The sequence below is a fragment of the Armatimonadota bacterium genome (assembly GCA_031459855.1).
GTDB lineage: Bacteria > Sysuimicrobiota > Sysuimicrobiia > Sysuimicrobiales > Humicultoraceae > Fervidifonticultor > Fervidifonticultor primus.
In genome coordinates this window covers 345,366-361,659 of the sequence record JAVKHP010000001.1, presented here as the reverse complement: position 1 = coordinate 361,659, position 16,294 = coordinate 345,366, and the positions used below count along the sequence as shown (strand labels likewise).

General features: G+C 72.7%; 14 protein-coding genes. 12 read left to right on the top strand and 2 right to left on the bottom strand.

The genetic code is table 11. The features are described 5' to 3' along the window. The first annotated feature begins 56 nt into the window (after positions 1–56). The 8 genes from QN157_01610 (at position 57) to QN157_01575 (ending at position 12,057) form a co-directional block, all read left to right on the top strand. Complete coding sequence (locus QN157_01610; protein ID MDR7554282.1) at positions 57–2,333, top strand: glycosyltransferase family 4 protein; 2,277 nt, start codon at positions 57–59, stop codon at positions 2,331–2,333. An 8-nt stretch (positions 2,334–2,341) separates the two neighbouring features. Beyond that, complete coding sequence (locus QN157_01605; GenBank protein MDR7554281.1) at positions 2,342–3,352, top strand: glycosidase; 1,011 nt, start codon at positions 2,342–2,344, stop codon at positions 3,350–3,352. 104 nt (positions 3,353–3,456) lie between these two features. Further along, positions 3,457–4,839, top strand: coding sequence for a S41 family peptidase (locus QN157_01600; protein MDR7554280.1), 1,383 nt, complete (start codon positions 3,457–3,459; stop codon positions 4,837–4,839). Between the two features lie 167 nt (positions 4,840–5,006). Next, on the top strand, positions 5,007–6,764 hold the full coding sequence (fdrA, locus tag QN157_01595; protein MDR7554279.1) for an acyl-CoA synthetase FdrA: 1,758 nt from the start codon (positions 5,007–5,009) through the stop codon (positions 6,762–6,764). Positions 6,765–6,839: 75 nt separating this feature from the next. Next, positions 6,840–8,081 carry a DUF1116 domain-containing protein gene (locus QN157_01590; protein ID MDR7554278.1) on the top strand — a complete coding sequence of 414 codons (1,242 nt, stop codon included), beginning with the start codon at positions 6,840–6,842 and terminating at the stop codon, positions 8,079–8,081. 338 nt (positions 8,082–8,419) lie between these two features. After that, a complete protein-coding gene (locus tag QN157_01585) occupies positions 8,420–10,030 on the top strand; it encodes an ABC transporter substrate-binding protein (protein MDR7554277.1) in 1,611 nt (536 codons plus the stop codon). Between the two features lie 91 nt (positions 10,031–10,121). Next, a complete protein-coding gene (locus QN157_01580) occupies positions 10,122–11,075 on the top strand; it encodes an ABC transporter permease (protein MDR7554276.1) in 954 nt (317 codons plus the stop codon). A gap of 82 nt (positions 11,076–11,157) precedes the next feature. Then, entirely contained in the window at positions 11,158–12,057 is a 900-nt protein-coding gene (locus tag QN157_01575) for an ABC transporter permease (protein ID MDR7554275.1), read from the top strand. 19 nt (positions 12,058–12,076) lie between these two features. Here QN157_01575 and QN157_01570 read toward each other — a convergent pair whose 3' ends face one another. Beyond that, the gene (locus QN157_01570; GenBank protein MDR7554274.1) at positions 12,077–12,769 is read right to left on the bottom strand and encodes a haloacid dehalogenase type II; all 693 of its coding nucleotides are present in this window, start codon (positions 12,767–12,769) and stop codon (positions 12,077–12,079) included. 393 nt (positions 12,770–13,162) lie between these two features. Here QN157_01570 and QN157_01565 point away from each other — a divergent pair, with 393 nt between their 5' ends. The 4 genes from QN157_01565 to QN157_01550 all read left to right on the top strand — a co-directional run bounded on the left by QN157_01565 (position 13,163) and on the right by QN157_01550 (position 15,381). After that, a complete protein-coding gene (locus QN157_01565) occupies positions 13,163–13,426 on the top strand; it encodes a CopG family transcriptional regulator (protein MDR7554273.1) in 264 nt (87 codons plus the stop codon). A gap of 2 nt (positions 13,427–13,428) precedes the next feature. Further along, positions 13,429–13,851 carry a type II toxin-antitoxin system VapC family toxin gene (locus QN157_01560; protein MDR7554272.1) on the top strand — a complete coding sequence of 141 codons (423 nt, stop codon included), beginning with the start codon at positions 13,429–13,431 and terminating at the stop codon, positions 13,849–13,851. Positions 13,852–14,005: 154 nt separating this feature from the next. Further along, positions 14,006–14,464: a RidA family protein gene (locus QN157_01555; protein ID MDR7554271.1), complete on the top strand. Its 459-nt coding sequence runs from the start codon at positions 14,006–14,008 to the stop codon at positions 14,462–14,464. After that, positions 14,464–15,381, top strand: coding sequence for a GNAT family N-acetyltransferase (locus tag QN157_01550; GenBank protein MDR7554270.1), 918 nt, complete (start codon positions 14,464–14,466; stop codon positions 15,379–15,381). The genes QN157_01555 and QN157_01550 overlap by 1 nt, the downstream gene beginning before the upstream one ends. Here the strand turns inward: QN157_01550 and QN157_01545 are convergent. Continuing rightward, positions 15,351–16,253 (bottom strand): ABC transporter ATP-binding protein, encoded by a 903-nt coding sequence (locus tag QN157_01545; protein ID MDR7554269.1) that lies wholly within the window; start codon positions 16,251–16,253, stop codon positions 15,351–15,353. The two genes, QN157_01550 and QN157_01545, sit on opposite strands and share 31 nt — an antisense overlap. Positions 16,254–16,294 lie beyond the last annotated feature (41 nt).

Below are 16,294 nucleotides of genomic sequence, written 5' to 3'. Positions count from 1 at the left end.
TGCACTCCGAATCGCTGAGGAGGTGGGCACCTGTGACCAGCCGACTGGCCTCGACGATGCGGCGTGTGGCCCTGCTGGGGACGTACCTGCCGCGCCAGTGCGGCATCGCGACGTTCTCGGCCAACCTGTGCGACGCCCTGGCGCAGGCCGCGCCGGGGGTGCAGTGGGTCGTCGTCCCGGTCACCGACACCCCCAACGGCTACGTCTACCCGCCCGAGGTGCGGTTCGAGATCGCCGAGGGCGACATCGCCGACTACCGGCGCGCAGCCGACTTCCTCAACAGCACCACCGTCGACCTCGTCTGCCTCCAGCACGAGTACGGCATCTTCGGCGGGGTGGCCGGCAGCCACGTGCTGGCCCTGCTGCGCGAATTGCGCATGCCGGTGGTCGTCACGCTCCACACCGTGCTGCGCGACCCCGATGCCGCCCAGCGGCGCGTCCTGGAGGAACTGGCCGCCCGCGCCGATCGGCTGGTGGTCATGACCCGACGCGGCGCGCGGTTCCTGCGGGAGCGCTACGGCGTGCCCGCGGAGCGCATCGAGATCATCCCCCACGGGATCCCCGACGTGCCGTTCGTCGACCCCAACTTCTACAAGGACCAGTTCGGGGTCGAAGGGCGACGGGTGTTGCTGACGTTCGGGCTGCTCTCGCCCAACAAGGGCATCGAGTACGCCATCGAAGCGTTGCCGGCCATCCTCGCGCGCCATCCGGACGTGGTGTACGTGGTGCTGGGCGCGACCCACCCCCACGTGCTGCGCCGTGATGGCGAGTCGTACCGGCTGGAGCTGGTGCGGCGGGCGCAGGCGCTCGGCGTCGACGGTCACGTGCTGTTCCACAACCGGTTCGTGACCGAGCAGGAGCTCCTGGAGTGGATCGGCGCCGCCGACGTCTACCTCACGCCCTACCGGACCGTCGAGCAGATCACCTCGGGCACGCTGGCCTACGCCGTAGGCGCCGGGAAGGCCGTGGTGTCCACGCCCTACTGGCACGCCGAGGAGCTCCTGGCCGACGGCCGGGGAGTCCTGGTGCCGTTTGGCGACCCGGACGCCATCGCCCGGGCCGTGATCACGCTGCTGGACAATGCGGCGAAACGGCACGCCATGCGCAAGCGGGCCTACCTGTTCGGGCGCGAGATGATCTGGCCGGTGGTGGCCCGCCGCTACCTCGGGCTGTTCGAGCAGGTCCGGGCCGAGCGCATGCGGGCGCCGCGGGCGTTCGTCGTCAAGACTGCCGACGCGCGGCCCGCGGAGCTGCCGCCGCTGCGCCTGGACCACCTGGAGCGCATGACCGACGACGTCGGGATCCTCCAGCACGCCGTCTTCACGGTGCCCAACCGGCACGAGGGCTACACCACCGACGACAACGCGCGGGCGCTGGCGGCGGCCGTCTTCCTGGAGTCGCTGGGCGGCCAGCCCGCCGCCGTCGCCGCGCGCCTGGCGCCCCGCTACCTGGCCTTCCTCTGGCACGCCTTCGACCCGGGCACCGGACGCTTCCGCAACGTCCTGGGCTACGACCGGCGCTGGCACGACGAGGTGGGGTCGGAAGACTGCTACGGCAGGGCGCTGTGGGCGCTGGGGCTGGTATTGAGCCGTTCGGTCGACGCGGGGCTGCGGGGCGCAGCGGGCCGGCTCTTCGAGCACGCGCTGCCCGCGGCCACGGCGTGCACGAGCCCACGGGCCTGGGCCATGGTCGCGCTGGGCGCGGTGGAGTACCTGCGGCGCTTTAGCGGCGACCGGCTGGCCCGCACCATCGTGGAGGAGATGACCGCACGTCTCCTGGAGGCGTATCGCACCCATCGGGCCGACGACTGGCGCTGGTTCGAGGACGTGGTCGCCTACGGGAACGCCACGCTGCCCCACGCGCTGGTCACGGCGGGGAGCGTGCTGGGCCGGCCGGAGGTCACCGCCGTCGGGCTGGAGGCGCTGGACTGGCTGCTCGAGATCCAGCGGGCGCCCGACGGCCACTTCGTGCCGATCGGATCGCACGGGTTCTACCGGCGGGGCGGCGAGCGGGCCCGGTTCGACCAGCAGCCGGTCGAGGCCCAGACCGCGGTGGCTGCCTGCCTGGCGGCGTTCCGGGCCACGGGCGATGCCCGGTGGCAGCGCCACGCCCAGCGCATCTTCGAGTGGTTCCTGGGGCGCAACGATCTCGGCCTGCCGGTGTACGACCCCGCCACGGGCGGGTGCCGTGACGGCCTGCATCCGGATCGCGCCAACCAGAACCAGGGCGCCGAGTCGACCCTGGCCTTCCTGCTGGCGCGGCTGGAGCTGCAGCTGGCCGAGCACGTGGTGGACCACGCCGAGGGCGTGGCAGCGGCGCCGGCGGTGGCGTGAGGGCGACGATGGCCGTTCAGACGCGCCTTCGACCCCACGATCTCTTCCGCCGCCATCCGGCCAACCCGATCCTCACGGCGGCGCAGTGGCCGTACCCGGCCCACGCCGTGTTCAACGCGGGTGCCACGCGCCTGCCGGACGGGACCACGCTGCTGCTGTGTCGGGTCGAGGACCACAGCGGCCGGTCGCACCTGTGCGCCGCGCGGTCGCGCAACGGCGTGGACGGGTGGGAGATCGACCCGACCCCGACCCTGCTGCCCGACCCCGAGCGGTATCCGGAAGAGCTGTGGGGCATCGAGGACCCCCGGATCACGTTCGTGCCCGAGCTCGGCAAGTACGCGGTCGCCTACACGTCGTACTCCCGTGGCGGCCCCGGCGTCTCGCTGGCGCTCACCGCCGACTTCTGCACCTTCGAGCGCTGCGGGGTGATCATGCCGCCCGAGGACAAGAACGCGGCGCTGCTGCCGCGGCGGATCGACGGGCACTGGGCGCTGATCCACCGCCCGATGACCGCCCTGGGCTCGCACATCTGGATCTCGTACTCGCCTGACCTGCGCCACTGGGGGCGCCACCGGCTCATCCTGGAGGCGCGCCGCGGCGGGTGGTGGGACGCCAACAAGATCGGCCTGGCCTGCCCGCCCATCGAGACGCCCCAGGGCTGGCTGATGCTCTACCACGGCGTGCGCCAGACCGCCTCGGGGGCCATCTACCGGCTCGGGCTGGCGCTGTTCGACCTGGCGCAGCCCGAGCGGTGCCTGCTGCGCAGCCCGCAGTGGGTGTTCGGACCCGAGGCGCCCTACGAGCGGTTCGGCGACGTCGGCAACGTCGTCTTCCCGTGCGGGTACACCCTCGATCCCGACGGTGACGGGCTGAACCTCTACTACGGCGGCGCCGACACCTGCGTCGCCCTGGCGCGCAGCAGCGTCCGCATGTTGCTCGACTGGCTCCTGGCCCACGGCACCCCGCCCCAGGCCGGGCCGATGTTCGACGGCACCAGCGGGACCACCGAGGCCAACTGAGGGGGCGCCCGTCGGCTGGCAGGGAAACGGCCGGGGCCGATGAACCGATTGTCTATACGAGGGTGTCGTATCGGCGGGACGTCCGTCCATTCGGGGTGACCGTCATGCGCAGGCGCTGCCTTCCGCTGCTCGTCGCCGCGTTGCTCGCGGTGGGCGTGTTGGCGCCGCCTGCCACTGCCCAGCCCGCCGACTACGGGCTGACGCTCTTCCTGGAAACCTACCGGGTCGTCCGCGACGAGAGCCTCTATGCGCCGTCTGCCGAGGTCCTGCTCATGGGCGCCGAGGCGGGGCTGCAGCGGCTGTTGCGCGAGGAGGGCCTGGGACCCACCGCCCTGCCGGGGCTCCACCTCACGGGCGACGAGCGCGCCGACGTCGAGGCGTTCGTGCACCGGCTCGAGCAGGCCCAAGGGCTGCTGCGGCTGCGGCCGCTGGCGGTGGTGCACGCGGCGCTGGCGGCCATGGTGGCGGCGCTGCGGGATCCCAACAGCGCGTTCTACGCGCCCGAAGCGTTTGCGCAGTTCGTGCGCCGCACGCGGGGCGAGGAGTTCGTGGGCGTGGGCATCGTCATCGAGGACCGCGGCGGCCAGACCGTGATCACCGAGGTGCTCGAGCACTCGCCGGCCAGCGAGGCCGGCCTGCGGGCGGGCGACGTCATCGTCGCCGTGGACGGGGTCTCCGTGACAGGCCTGTCGCTGGAGCAGGTGAGCCAGCTGATCCGCGGGGCGGAGGGCACGCAGGTCGTCCTGACCATCCGCCGCAGCGCTGAGGAGCCGGCGCTGGCGTTCACCGTCACACGCCGTCGCATCCAACAGCGCATCGTGAGCTACCGTCTGCTGCCCTCGGGTGTGGGGTACCTGCGGCTCACGCAGTTCACCCAGACCGCCAGCGACCAGGTCGCCGCCGCGCTGCGGGCCCTGCTCCAGGAGGGCGTCCGCGGCATCGTCCTCGACCTGCGCGGCAACCCGGGCGGCCTGCTCGACGTCTCAGTGAACGTCGCCAGCCACTTCCTCGACCGCGGCGTCGTCGTGACCCTGGACAGCGGCCGCGGCCAGCAGACGCCCTACCTGGTGCGGCCCCGCGAGCCCAAGTACGGCGGCCCCCTGGTGGTGCTCGTCGACCGCGGCAGCGCCAGCGCGTCGGAAGTCGTCGCGGGCGCCCTGCAGGACGCGGGGGTGAAGCTGGTGGGCACGCGGACCTACGGGAAGGCCACGGTCCAGGCGGTCTACCGGTTTCGCGACGGCAGCGGGCTGCGCCTGACGATCTCGCGCTACCTGACCCCGGCGGGCCGCGACATCGAAGGGCAGGGCCTGCTCCCCGACGTCGAGCTGGCCGGCAGCGGCGCGCCCATCGGGAGCGCCGACGACGTGCAGCTGCACCGGGCCGTGGCCCTGGTGCAGCAGGCCGCGAGCGAGCCCTCGCGCTTCGCGGTGCCCCAGTCGCGCCGGGCGCCCGCCCTCGAGGAGCCCGCCGTGGCGGTGGGCCTCTAGCGGGGCGGCCTGCGCAGGCAGCCTGGGCCGCTTGCGTCCACGCGACGCGCGCGTCGTGCCAGGAGTCACGGCCGGCCCGTGGGAATCATCGTGATCATGCCCGTGCCAAGTTTGGGAAGCCCCCGCCGCGGGCGCGTCCACGCGCGCGCCGCGCGGGAGTCGTAGTCATGCCCGTCGTCGGCCTGATCCGTCGCGGTGCCTATGTGGACTCCGTGGCGCTGATGCTGGTGCAGCGCGAGGCCCGCGCCGCGCCCGGCGTCGAGGAGGCCGGGTGCGTGATGGCCACCGAGGCCAACAAGGCCCTGCTGCGCGCGGCGGGGCTCGACTTTCCCGACCTCGCCACGGCAGGACCCGACGACCTGGTGCTGGTGGCGCGGGCGGCCACCGAGGACGCCGCGCGCGCTGCCATCGCGCTGGCCGAAGAGGCGCTGGCCCGCCGTCGGCAGGCGGCTGCGCCCGGGTACCGTCCCCGGACGGTGGCGTCGGCGGTGCGCCAGCTGCCGGAGGCGACCCTGGCGCTGATCTCCGTGCCTGGCCGGTTCGCCAGAGGCCCCGCGCAGGAGGCGCTGGACGCCGGCCTGCACGTGCTGCTGTTCTCGGACAACGTGCCGCTGGCCGACGAGATCGCGCTGAAGGCGCGCGCGGCCGCGCGCGGCCTGCTGTGCATGGGCCCCGACTGTGGCACCGCCATCGTCGGCGGGGCCGCGCTGGGCTTCGCCAACCGCGTGCGGCGGGGGACGATCGGCCTGGTGGGCGCGGCAGGCACCGGGTTGCAGGAGGTCACCTCACTGATCCATCGGTTCGGCGGCGGCATCACCCACGCGATCGGGACCGGCGGCCGCGACCTCTCGGTGGCCGTGGGCGGTGTCACGATGCTCCAGGGTTTGCGGGCGCTGGTCCTCGATCCGGCCACGGAGGTCATCGTGCTGGTCGGCAAACCGCCGGCCCCGGAGGTGGCCGCGACGCTGCTCGCGGCCGCCCGCGCCTGCGGCAAGCCCGTGGTGGTCTGCTTCGTTGGCGCGCCGGTGGAGGCCGGGGGCGGGGTCCAGAACGCCACGACCCTGGAAGAGGCCGCGCGGCTGGCGGTGCGCCGGGCGACCGGCGCCGACCCCGGCGGGCTGGGGCTGCGCGCGCTGCCGGCGCAGGAGGCCGCGCGGTTGCAGCCCGAGCAGCGCTACGTCCGCGGGCTGTACGCCGGTGGCACGCTCTGCTACGAGGCGCTGGTGTTGCTGCGCGGCCACGTGGGGCCGGTGGCGTCCAACACGCCGCTGGTACCGGAGGAGCAGCTCGATCCTCCCACGCGCAGCCGCGGCCACACGGTGGTGGACATGGGCGCCGACGAGTTCACCCAGGGGCGCCTCCACCCCATGCTCGACCCCACCCTGCGGCTGCAGCGCCTCCAGCAGGAGGCGGCAGATCCCGAGACGGCCGTGGTGCTCTTCGACGTGGTGCTGGGCTACGGCGCCCACCCCGATCCGGCCGGCGCGCTGGTGCCCGTGGTCCGCGCCCTGCGGGCACAGGGCGCCGGGCGCTCCGTGTGTTTGGTGGCCTCGGTGTGCGGCACCGACGACGACCCCCAGGACGCGGCCGCCCAGCGCGCGGCGCTGGTGGACGCCGGCGTGCTCGTCGAGGACAGCAACGCGCGGGCGGTGCGCCTGGCGGGGCTCATCGCCGAGGCCCGCGGCAGCCGGGGTGCGCCGTGGAGCAGGACGCCGATCGCCCCGGCGGAAGCGCCGCCACCCTGGCCCGACGTCAGCGCCGTACGCCGCCTCCTGCAGGCACCGCCGGCGGTGATCAACGTGGGGCTGGAGCTGTTCGCCGAGAGCCTGCAGGAGCAAGGTGTGCCGGTCGTCAGCGTGGACTGGCAGCCGCCAGCCGGGGGCAAGAAGCACCTGCTCGACCTGCTCGACAAGCTGGAGGCCTGACAGCGATAAGGATTACCGGGAGTCCGAGGGGCGCGGGAGCCCACATCACCACTGACCAGGATGCGTGAGAGGGCCATGGACATCGCCGCCGCCAATCAGGAAGCGTTGCGTCGCTTGCTGGCCGCCCAACCCGTGCTGGTGGGCACCGCGCGGGCCCGCGACGTCATCCCCGGGATGCACGACCGGCTCGTCCTGCACGCCGGTCCGCCGATCACCTGGGACCGCGCCAGCGGGCCGCTGCGCGGCGCCGTCATCGGCGGGCTGCTGTTCGAGGGCTTGGCCAGGACCGAGGAGGAGGCGGTGCGGCTCGTGGAGCAGGGCGAGGTGGTGCTGGAGCCCACGCACCACCACGCCGCGGTGGGGCCCATGGCCGGGGTCACCACGGCGTCCATGGTGGTCTACGTCGTGGAGAACCGCGCGACCGGCACCCGCGCCTACTGCAACCTCAACGAAGGCTACGGGAAGGTCCTGCGCTACGGCGCCTACAGCGAGGAGGTGCTGGCGCGCCTGCGCTGGATGAACGACGTGCTGGGGCCGGCGGTGGGCGCCGCGCTGGAGCGCATGGGCGGCCTCGACATGAAGGCGCTCATCGCCCGCCAGCTCACCATGGGCGACGAGGGCCACAACCGCAACGTGGCGGGCTCGGCCCTGTTCGGTCGGCTCCTGGCGCCGCACCTGGCCCGGGTAGGGCTGCCGCCCGATGCGCTGGAGCAGGTGCTCCGCTACTTCGCCGACAACGACCTGGCCGTCCTCAACCCGGTCATGGCCGCCTGCAAGGCCACCGCCGACGCGGCGCACGGTATCCCCGGCAGCACCGTGGTGACCTGTATGGCCCGCAACGGCACCGACTTCGGCATCCGCGTCTCGGGCCTGGGCGACCGATGGTTCACCGCACCGGCCGAGGTACCGGTGGGCCTCTACTTCCCGGGGTTTGCGGCCGACGACGCCAACCCCGACATCGGCGACTCGACCATCACCGAGACCGTCGGGATCGGCGCTTTCGCCATGGCCGCCGCGCCGGCCATCGTGAAGTTCGTGGGCGGCACGCCCAGGGAGGCTATGGACGCGACGCTGGAGATGTACGAGATCACCGTGGGCGAGAACCCGGCGTTCGGCCTGCCCCCGCTCGACTTCCGCGGCACCCCCACCGGCATCGACGTGCGCAAGGTGGTGCGTACGGGCATCACGCCCCGCATCAACACCGGTATCGCGCACCGCCGGCCCGGCATCGGGCAGATCGGCGCGGGGCTGGTCCGGCCACCCATGGCCTGCTTCGAGCGGGCGCTGGAGGCGCTGGCGACGGCGCTCGGGCGGTAGTCGTCGGAGTCGGTGGTACCCGGGCCCGGCACCCACGATGCAGCGCCCGCGGCGTCGCGGCCGCCGGCGGTGGGACGGTAATCGTCGGAGCGGGGGTACCCGGCACTGACGATCAGTGTCGGCGGCGTTACGGCGGTGGCCGACGGTGGGAGGGCGGTCGCCGACGAGGGGCGTGGCGGCGCAAGCGGGCCGGGGGCCGGACGCGCGGTGCGCCACCAACCACCAAGGTGGAACCGCGCCGGCGGCCGGTCGCCGAGGAGGGGCCGGGGGGCCTCCCGAATTTCCGAGGCGGCGGTCCGGAGCCTGGACGAGGAGGTGCGGTGATGCGGACGCAGAGGATGCCCAGAGTGCGTTGGGGCACAGCGGCCGCAGGGCTCGTGGTGGTGGCGGCCCTGCTGGCCGCGCCGGTGCCCGTCGATGCCCAGCAGCCCCGCCGGGGTGGCACGCTGTCCTACGCCGTGAGCGCGCTGCCGCCGTCGTTCGACGCCCACCGCGAGACCACGTTCGCCATGATCCACCCCATCCGCCCGCACTACAACCTGCTGGTGAAGTTCGACCCGCAGAACTACCCGAAGATCGTCCCCGACCTGGCGGAGTCGTGGACCAGCTCGCGCGACGGCCTGACGTGGACCTTCAAGCTGCGGCAGGGGGTCAAGTTCCACGACGGCGCGGTGCTGACCTCGCGCGACGTCAAGGCCAGCTTCGACAAGATCATCTTCCCGCCCGAGGGGGTGGTCAGCGCCCGGCAGGCCATCTACCAGGGCGTCCGGGCCGTCGAGGCGCCCGATCCCCAGACCGTGGTGTTCCGGCTGAAGTGGCCGGTCCCCAGTTTCCTGGAGAAGCTCGCATCGCCCTTCAACTGGATCTACAAGGCCGACATCCTGGCCCGCGACCCGCGCTGGTACGAGCGGAACGTCATGGGCACCGGGCCGTTTCGGTTCGTCGAGTACGTGCGCGGTGCGCGCTGGGTCGGGCGGCGCAACGAGGACTACTTCGAGCGCGGCAAGCCCTACCTCGACGGCTACACGGCGCTGTTCATCAGCAGCCGCTCGGCGTTGATCGCGGCCCTCAAGAGCGGGCAGGTGCTCATCGAGTTCCGCGGGGTCTCGCCCGCCGAGCGCGACGACATCGTGCGCACGCTGGGGCCCCGCGTCAACGTGCAGGAGCAGCCCTGGCTGTGCAACCTGATCGTCGCCTTCAACACCAGGCGGAAGCCCTTCGACGACGCCCGGGTGCGCCGGGCCCTCACCCTGGCTGTGGACCGGTGGAGTGGCTCGCGGGCCCTCTCGCAGATCGCCTTCGTCGGCCCGGTGGGTGCCGTGATGCGCCCCGGCTCGGAGTTCGCCATGCCCGAGGCCGAGCTCGTCCGGCTGGCCGGCTACGGCCGCGACATCGCCCAGGCGCGCGCGCAGGCCCGGGCGCTGCTGCGGGAGGCCGGCGTGCCCGAGGGCTTCGGCTTCACCCTGAAGAACCGCGACGTGCAGATGCCCTACGAGCCCGTGGGGATCTTCCTGGTGGACCAGTGGCGGCAGATCGGCCTCAACGTGCAGCACGTGCAGCAGGAGACCGCCAAGTACCTGGCGGACATGCGGGCGGGCGACTACGAGGCCTCGGTGGACTTCGCGTGCGACTTCATCGACGACCCCGACGTGCAGCTGGCCAAGTTCGTCTCCTCCGACGTGAACCCGCTCAACTACGGCGGCTACATCGACCGGCAGCTGGACCTGCTGTTCGTGCAGCAGAGCCGGACCGCCGACCGGGCCAAGCGCCTCGAGATCGTCCGCCGCTTCGAGCGGCGCCTGCTGGACGAGCAGGCCTACGTCATGTACGTGCTGTGGTGGCAGCGCATCATCCCGCACTGGCGGACGCTGCAGGGCTACAAGACCACGACCAACCACTACGTCGAGCCCGACCTGGCCGAGTACTGGCTGGCCGAGGGCAGTCAGTAGACTCCCGCGAGGGGGCGGCGCCTGCGGCGCCGCCCCCCGCACGACGCGCGACCCTCGTCCCCGGGCAGCGGCCGGCGTCCGGGGTGATGCTGTGCAACGTTACGTCCTGACCCGTCTGCTCCTGATGGTGCCGACGCTGCTGTCGGTGGCGGTGCTGATCTTCGTGTTGGTGCGCGTGGTCCCGGGCGACATCGTGGAGCTGCGCATGGTACTGGGCGGCTCGTACGTGACGCCGCAGGTCCTGGCCGCCGAGCGCGCGCGCCTGGGCCTGGACCGGCCGCTGTGGGCGCAGTTTGCGGCCTGGATGACCGGCATCGTCCGCGGCGACCTCGGGCTGTCGATGTGGTCGGGCGAGCCGGTGGCTAAGGAGATCGCCCTGCGCCTGGAGCTGTCGTTGCAGCTGGCGGTGATGGCCACGCTCCTCGCCACGGCCATCGCCATCCCGCTGGGGACGGTGGCGGCCGTCTACCGCGGCCGCTGGCCCGACCACCTGGTGCAGGTCTTCAGCGTCGCCGGGCTGGCGGTCCCGTCCTTCTGGCTGGGGATCCTCATCATCCTGTTCCTGCTCTCGGTCTTCCGGTACCTGCCGCCGTTGACGTTCACCTCCCTGTGGGAGAACCCGCGGGCCAACCTGGCCCAGCTGATCTGGCCCGCCCTGGCCGTGGGGTACCGGTACTCGGCGGTGGCCACCCGCATGACGCGCTCGGCGTTGCTGGAGGTGCTGCGCGAGGACTACATCCGCACCGCCTGGGCCAAGGGGCTGGAGCGGCGGACGATCCTGCGCCGCCACGCCCTGCGCAACGCCTTGATGCCCGTGGTGACGGTGATCGGCCTCGAGTTCGCCTTCCTGATCGGCGGCCTGGTGGTCACCGAGCAGGTGTTCAACCTCAACGGCATCGGCAAGCTGATCGTGGACGCCATTGCCCAGCGCGACTACACGCTGATCCAGGGCCTGCTGCTGCTGGTGGCCACGGCCTACGTGCTGGTCAACTTCCTCACCGACCTGCTCTATGCGTGGATCGACCCGCGGGTGGCTTACCAATAGGCGGCAGCTGAGGGTGGACCCGCGGGCGCGCAGCGGAGGTGCGGCGCCAGGGCGCAGGCGTGCGCAGGTGCGCCGGAGCGTGATGGCGCCACAGGCCGACGCCGACGTCCTCGCCGGTGTGCGGCTCGCGCCGCCGTTGCGCCCGCGGCGCCACCCGGCCTGGCGCTTCGTCCGCCGCTACCCGGTGGGCGCGGCCGGCGCCGCGGTGATCGCCGCCATGCTGCTGGCCGGGCTGCTGGCGCCCCGGCTGGCGCCCTACGACCCGCTGGCCACGGACTTCGCCGCGATGTTCGCCCCGCCCGGGCGCGCCCACTGGTTTGGCAGCGACGCGTTCGGCCGCGACGTCTTCAGCCGCATCCTCTACGGGGCACGTACCGCCACGCTGGTGGGGTTCGGCGCGTCGGTGCTGGGCGCGACCGCCGGTGCGGCCATCGGAGTGGCCAGCGCCTACTTCGGCGGCCTGACCGACCTGCTGGTGCAGCGGCTGGTGGAGGTGCTGCTCGCCTTCCCCATCATCATCCTGGCCATGGCCGTCGTGGCCTTGATCGGTGCCGGCACCGACAAGCTGATCGTGGCCATCGCGCTCTCGTTCCTGCCGCGGGCCGCGCGGGTGGTGCGCAGCAGCGCCCTGGCCGTGCGCCAGATGGTGTACATCGAGGCGGCGCGGGCGGTAGGCGGCTCCCATGGCCACATCATCCGCCGGCACATGGCGCCCAACGTCATGGCGCCCTACCTGGTGATGCTCACCGCCTTCCTGGGACAGGCCATCCTCCTGGAGGCGTCGCTGTCGTTCCTGGGGCTGGGCGTCTCGGAGCCGACGCCGGCCTGGGGCCTGATGCTGCGGGGAGCGGCCGTCGACTTCGCCACCAAGGCGCCGTGGATGGCCGTCTTCCCCGGGCTCGTCATCAGCCTGGCCGTCCTGGCGTTCAACGTGTTCGGCGACGCGCTGCGCGACCACTTCGACCCGCGGCTGCGCACGTGAGCCGGCGGGCCGACGGATATTACGCCGGTCGGTCGAGCAGGGGCAGGAGTCCCCGGAGATCGGCCACCTCCACCGCCGGCGCAAACCGCGGGTCGAGCACGGCGTCACCGGTGCGGTTCACCCACACGGTCCGGATGCCGGCAGCGGTGGCGCCCATGGCGTCGGTGGGCGAGCCCGCCACGTGCAGCACGGCGCTGGCCTCGACGCCGAGCCGCTGTAGCGCTCGGGCGTAGACCGAGGGGTGTGGTTTGAACTGCCCGCCCTCGGTGGAGATGACGTCGTCGAACGGTACGGGCAGCGTGGCCGCCAGCAGGGCGCGCTGCATCGCCTCGTCGCCGTTGGAGAGCGTGGCCAGCCGCAGCGGCCGGCGCCGCACCGCCGCCAGCACCTCGAGCGCCTCGGGCCAGGGGGGCAGGCGCGTCCAGGACGCCACGAGGTCGGCCAGCTCCGCGTCTGAGAGCGGCGGGTCCAGCGTCCGTAGCGTCCAGCGGGCCGTGAGCTCGATGGCGCGGCGGTTGGAGGCGGGCTCGCGCGCCAGCGCGGTGGCCACCAGCAGGTACTCCATGTGCTTCTGCCGCCAGGTCCGTGCGATCGGCACGGGATCCTGCGCCAGCCCCCGGCGCCTGAAGAGCTCACCGACCGCCGCCGCCAGGCCCGCGGTGATGTCGTACAGGGCGGAGTAGACGTCGAAGGTCACGACCTGGAGATCCATCGGCAGCCTCCGAGCTGCCGGCTCGCACCCGAACGGCCGCCTTACGTGCCGTCGCACGGGCGAGCCCTATGCATCGGTACGCGTAGTGTGTGCGGTCAGGCCGACGGCGTCAATCCCACGGGGTGCTCGCCGAGCCGACACGCCGTCGCGCAGGGGCCGCCTGGGGGCAGGCGCCGAAGGGGCTCCGGGCCTGCGCCGGAGCGTGGCGTGTCGCGCCCTATCCCCACGCTGTGCGTGCGGTCTGAGGCGGCATGGTACCGGTGAGGTAGACAGCCGATCTCCTGTCCACCGTTGACAACTGTGTCCTGGGTAGCGAATAATTACGTTAAGGCATACCGTAGCCGGATTACGGTAAATGGCACCGGCGAAGCATGCAATACTCGTACGATCACGATGGAGAGGTGCGATATGCCGCAACTTACGGATCGATTAGAGATCAGACTCCCAGCCCACACACTTCAGCTATTGCGGGACGAGGCACACCGCCGTGGGGTGTCGGTGGCCCAGCTGGTGCGTGAGGCCATCGAGTTCCGTCTCCAGTACGATCGCGAGACGCGGCTGCAGGCGGCCCGAGCGCTGTTCGCGGTCGGCGCGCCGGTAGCGGACTGGCCGCAGATGGAGCACGAGATCGCCGAAGCGCGGGCCCGCCACGGCTAGCCGTGTCCCGCGTCTTCATCGATACGAACATCCCGATGTACGCCGCGGGCGCCGCGCATCCCCTGGTCGAGCCTGCGCGGCGGGTCATCGAGGCGCTGGTGGACGGACGAGTCGACGGCGTCACCGATTCCGAGGTCCTTCAGGAGATCCTCTACCGTTACTGGCACATCGGGCAGCGCGCGGCTGGATTTCACGTCTTCGACGCCTTCACCCGCCTGATGGCCGGACGCGTCTTTGCCGTCGACGAACAGGACGTGCGCCAGGCCCGCGCCCTGGCGGAGCGCCACGACCGGCTGAGTCCGCGCGACCTCATCCACCTGGCGATCATGCTGCGGCACGGCATCGAGGAGATCCTCACTGCCGATGCCGACTTCGATGCGGTCCCCGATGTCCGCCGGCTCGACCCGCGCACCTTCCCGGCGTAGAGCGCGAGCTGCCTGACGCGTTCGCCCTCGTTCCGCACCACCGGCTCGCAGGTGTCGCTGCGGCCCCGGTGCCGTGCTGCCGGCGGGACGATCCCCACGTGCGTCGTATATCCTCCAGCGGCCGATCACATCACGGTCCTCGAGGAGGAGATGCATGAAGGTCGAAGCCAAGCTCGCCGAGATGGGGCTGCAGCTGCCACCGCCGCCAGCGCCGGTGGCCAACTACGTGCGCACCGTGCGCACGGGCAACCTGCTGTTCGTCTCCGGCCACGGGCCGCACCGCGACGGGACGCTCGTGTACACCGGCAAGGTGGGCCGGGACCTGACGGTCGAGCAGGGCTACGAGGCCGCCCGGCTGGTGGCGCTCAACTGCCTGGCCTCGGTGAAGGAGGCGCTGGGCGACCTGGACCGCGTGAAGCGGGTCGTCAAGGTGCTGGGCATGGTCAACTGCACCCCGGAGTTCGACCGGCAGCCCGAGGTCATCAACGGGTGCTCCGACCTGCTGGTGGCGCTGTACGGCGACGCCGGCCGGCACGCCCGCTCGGCGGTGGGGATGGGCGCGTTACCCCGCAACATCGCCGTCGAGATCGAGATGGTCCTCGAGGTGGAGTAGTGGCGCGGGCCGCCCCGGTCATCCGGCCGCTGGCCCAGGACGATCTGGCGGCCGCAGATCGGATCGTGCGGGCGGCCTTTTTGATCGAGGAGAGCCGGCTGGGCTCGCTGCAGCAGTTGCTCCGCCTGCAGGCCGACGGGTGGTTCCTGGCGCTCGAGGACGGGACGCCCGTGGGCGTGATCGGCGGCCTGGACTACGGCCGGTTCGTCTACGGCGGTCTGTTCGCGGTGGCCCCCGAGGCCCAGGGGCGCGGGATCGGCGCAGCGCTGCTCCAGCACTGGCTGGGCTGGATCGCCTCCCGCGGCATCCCCCTCGTGGTCGTCGACGCCAGCGACGCGGGCGCCGTGCTGTGCCGGCGTGTGGGCTTCGTCGCGGTGGACGCCACGGACATCTGGGAGTATGGCGGGGACGGCGGAGGCCAGGCGACCGGTGGGGCCGACGCCGGCGCCAGCGTGCGCTTCGGTGCCGGGGCCGAGGAGGGGACGCCCGCTGGCTCCGTCCGCGCGCTGCACGCCGACGAGGTCGAGGCGCTCGCGGCCGCCGACGCCCGCATCTTCGGCGGCGACCGGCGCGCGGTGCTCCGCGAGCTGGTGACCGCGCACCCCGGTCGCGCGCTGGTGATCTGCGCGTCCGACGGCGCCGTCAGGAGCTACCTGGTGGCCCAGCCCCGGCGCCTGGGGCCGTGGGCGGCCGCCTCCCCTGCCGACGCGGCGGCGCTGCTGGCGGCAGCCTGGGCCCTGGGGTTCGAGAGCGGGCCAGTGGCGCTGGTCCCGCGCGCCAACGTGGACGCCCCGCCGCTGCTGGAGCGCGCGGGCCTCCGGCACGTGCGGTCCACGCACTACATGGTGCTGGGCGCCCGCCGGCCGCCGGGCCGGCGGGCGCAGATCTACGGGGCCACCAGCGCCGCGCTCGGCTGACCGATTGCCTGGGCCTCCCGCAGCGCCTCGCGGCCTTCCCTGACCTTCTGGAAGAACGCGGCCTCCTCTTTGAGGGCCAGGTGGCGGGGGTGGGGGAGGTCGACATCGATGACGCGCACGACGCTCGACCCCGTGCGTGGCGAGGGGCCGCGGCTCATGACGACCACGCGGTCCGAGAGGAACACCGCTTCCTCGATCGAGTGGGTCACGAAGACGATGGTGAGCTGGCGGTCCTGGAAGAGCCGGAGCAGCTCCAGGTTCATCCGGTCCCGGGTGATCTCGTCCAGGGCCCCAAACGGCTCGTCCATCAGCAGCACCTGGGGATCGAGGGTGAGGGCCCGCGCCAGCGCCACCCGCTGCTGCATGCCGCCCGAGAGCTTGTCCGGGTAGTAGCCGGCGAACGGCACCAGGTCCACCAGCTCCAGGGCCCGCCGTGCGGCCGCCAGGTGGTGGCGCCGGCGCAGGGGCCAGGCCCACCACCGGGGGTCGCGCATGCGCAGCGGCAGCAGCACGTTCTCCTCGGCGGTCAGCCACTCGAACAGCACCGGCTGCTGGAAGATCACCGTGGACAGCCCCGCGCGCACGGCCTCCCGTGGGGGCCGGCCGGCGACCTCGATCCGTCCGGCGGTGGGCTCGCGCAGCCCGGCCAGCATGAACAGCACCGTGGTCTTCCCGCAGCCGGAGGGGCCGATGATCGAGACGAACTCGCGGCGCCGGATCTCGAGGGAGACGTCCCGCACCACGTCGAGGGTCGCCGCGTCACGGGCCGTCCGGCCCAACGCGTACGCCTTGGAGAGGTGCTCCAGGCGGATGATCACGTCGCCGGGTGCAGCGCCCATGCTCAGGGGTGGCGTGCCGGAGGGGAGGCGCACGTCCGCCTCCCCTCCGGCCTTGCTGCGGTGTGGCACGGGTG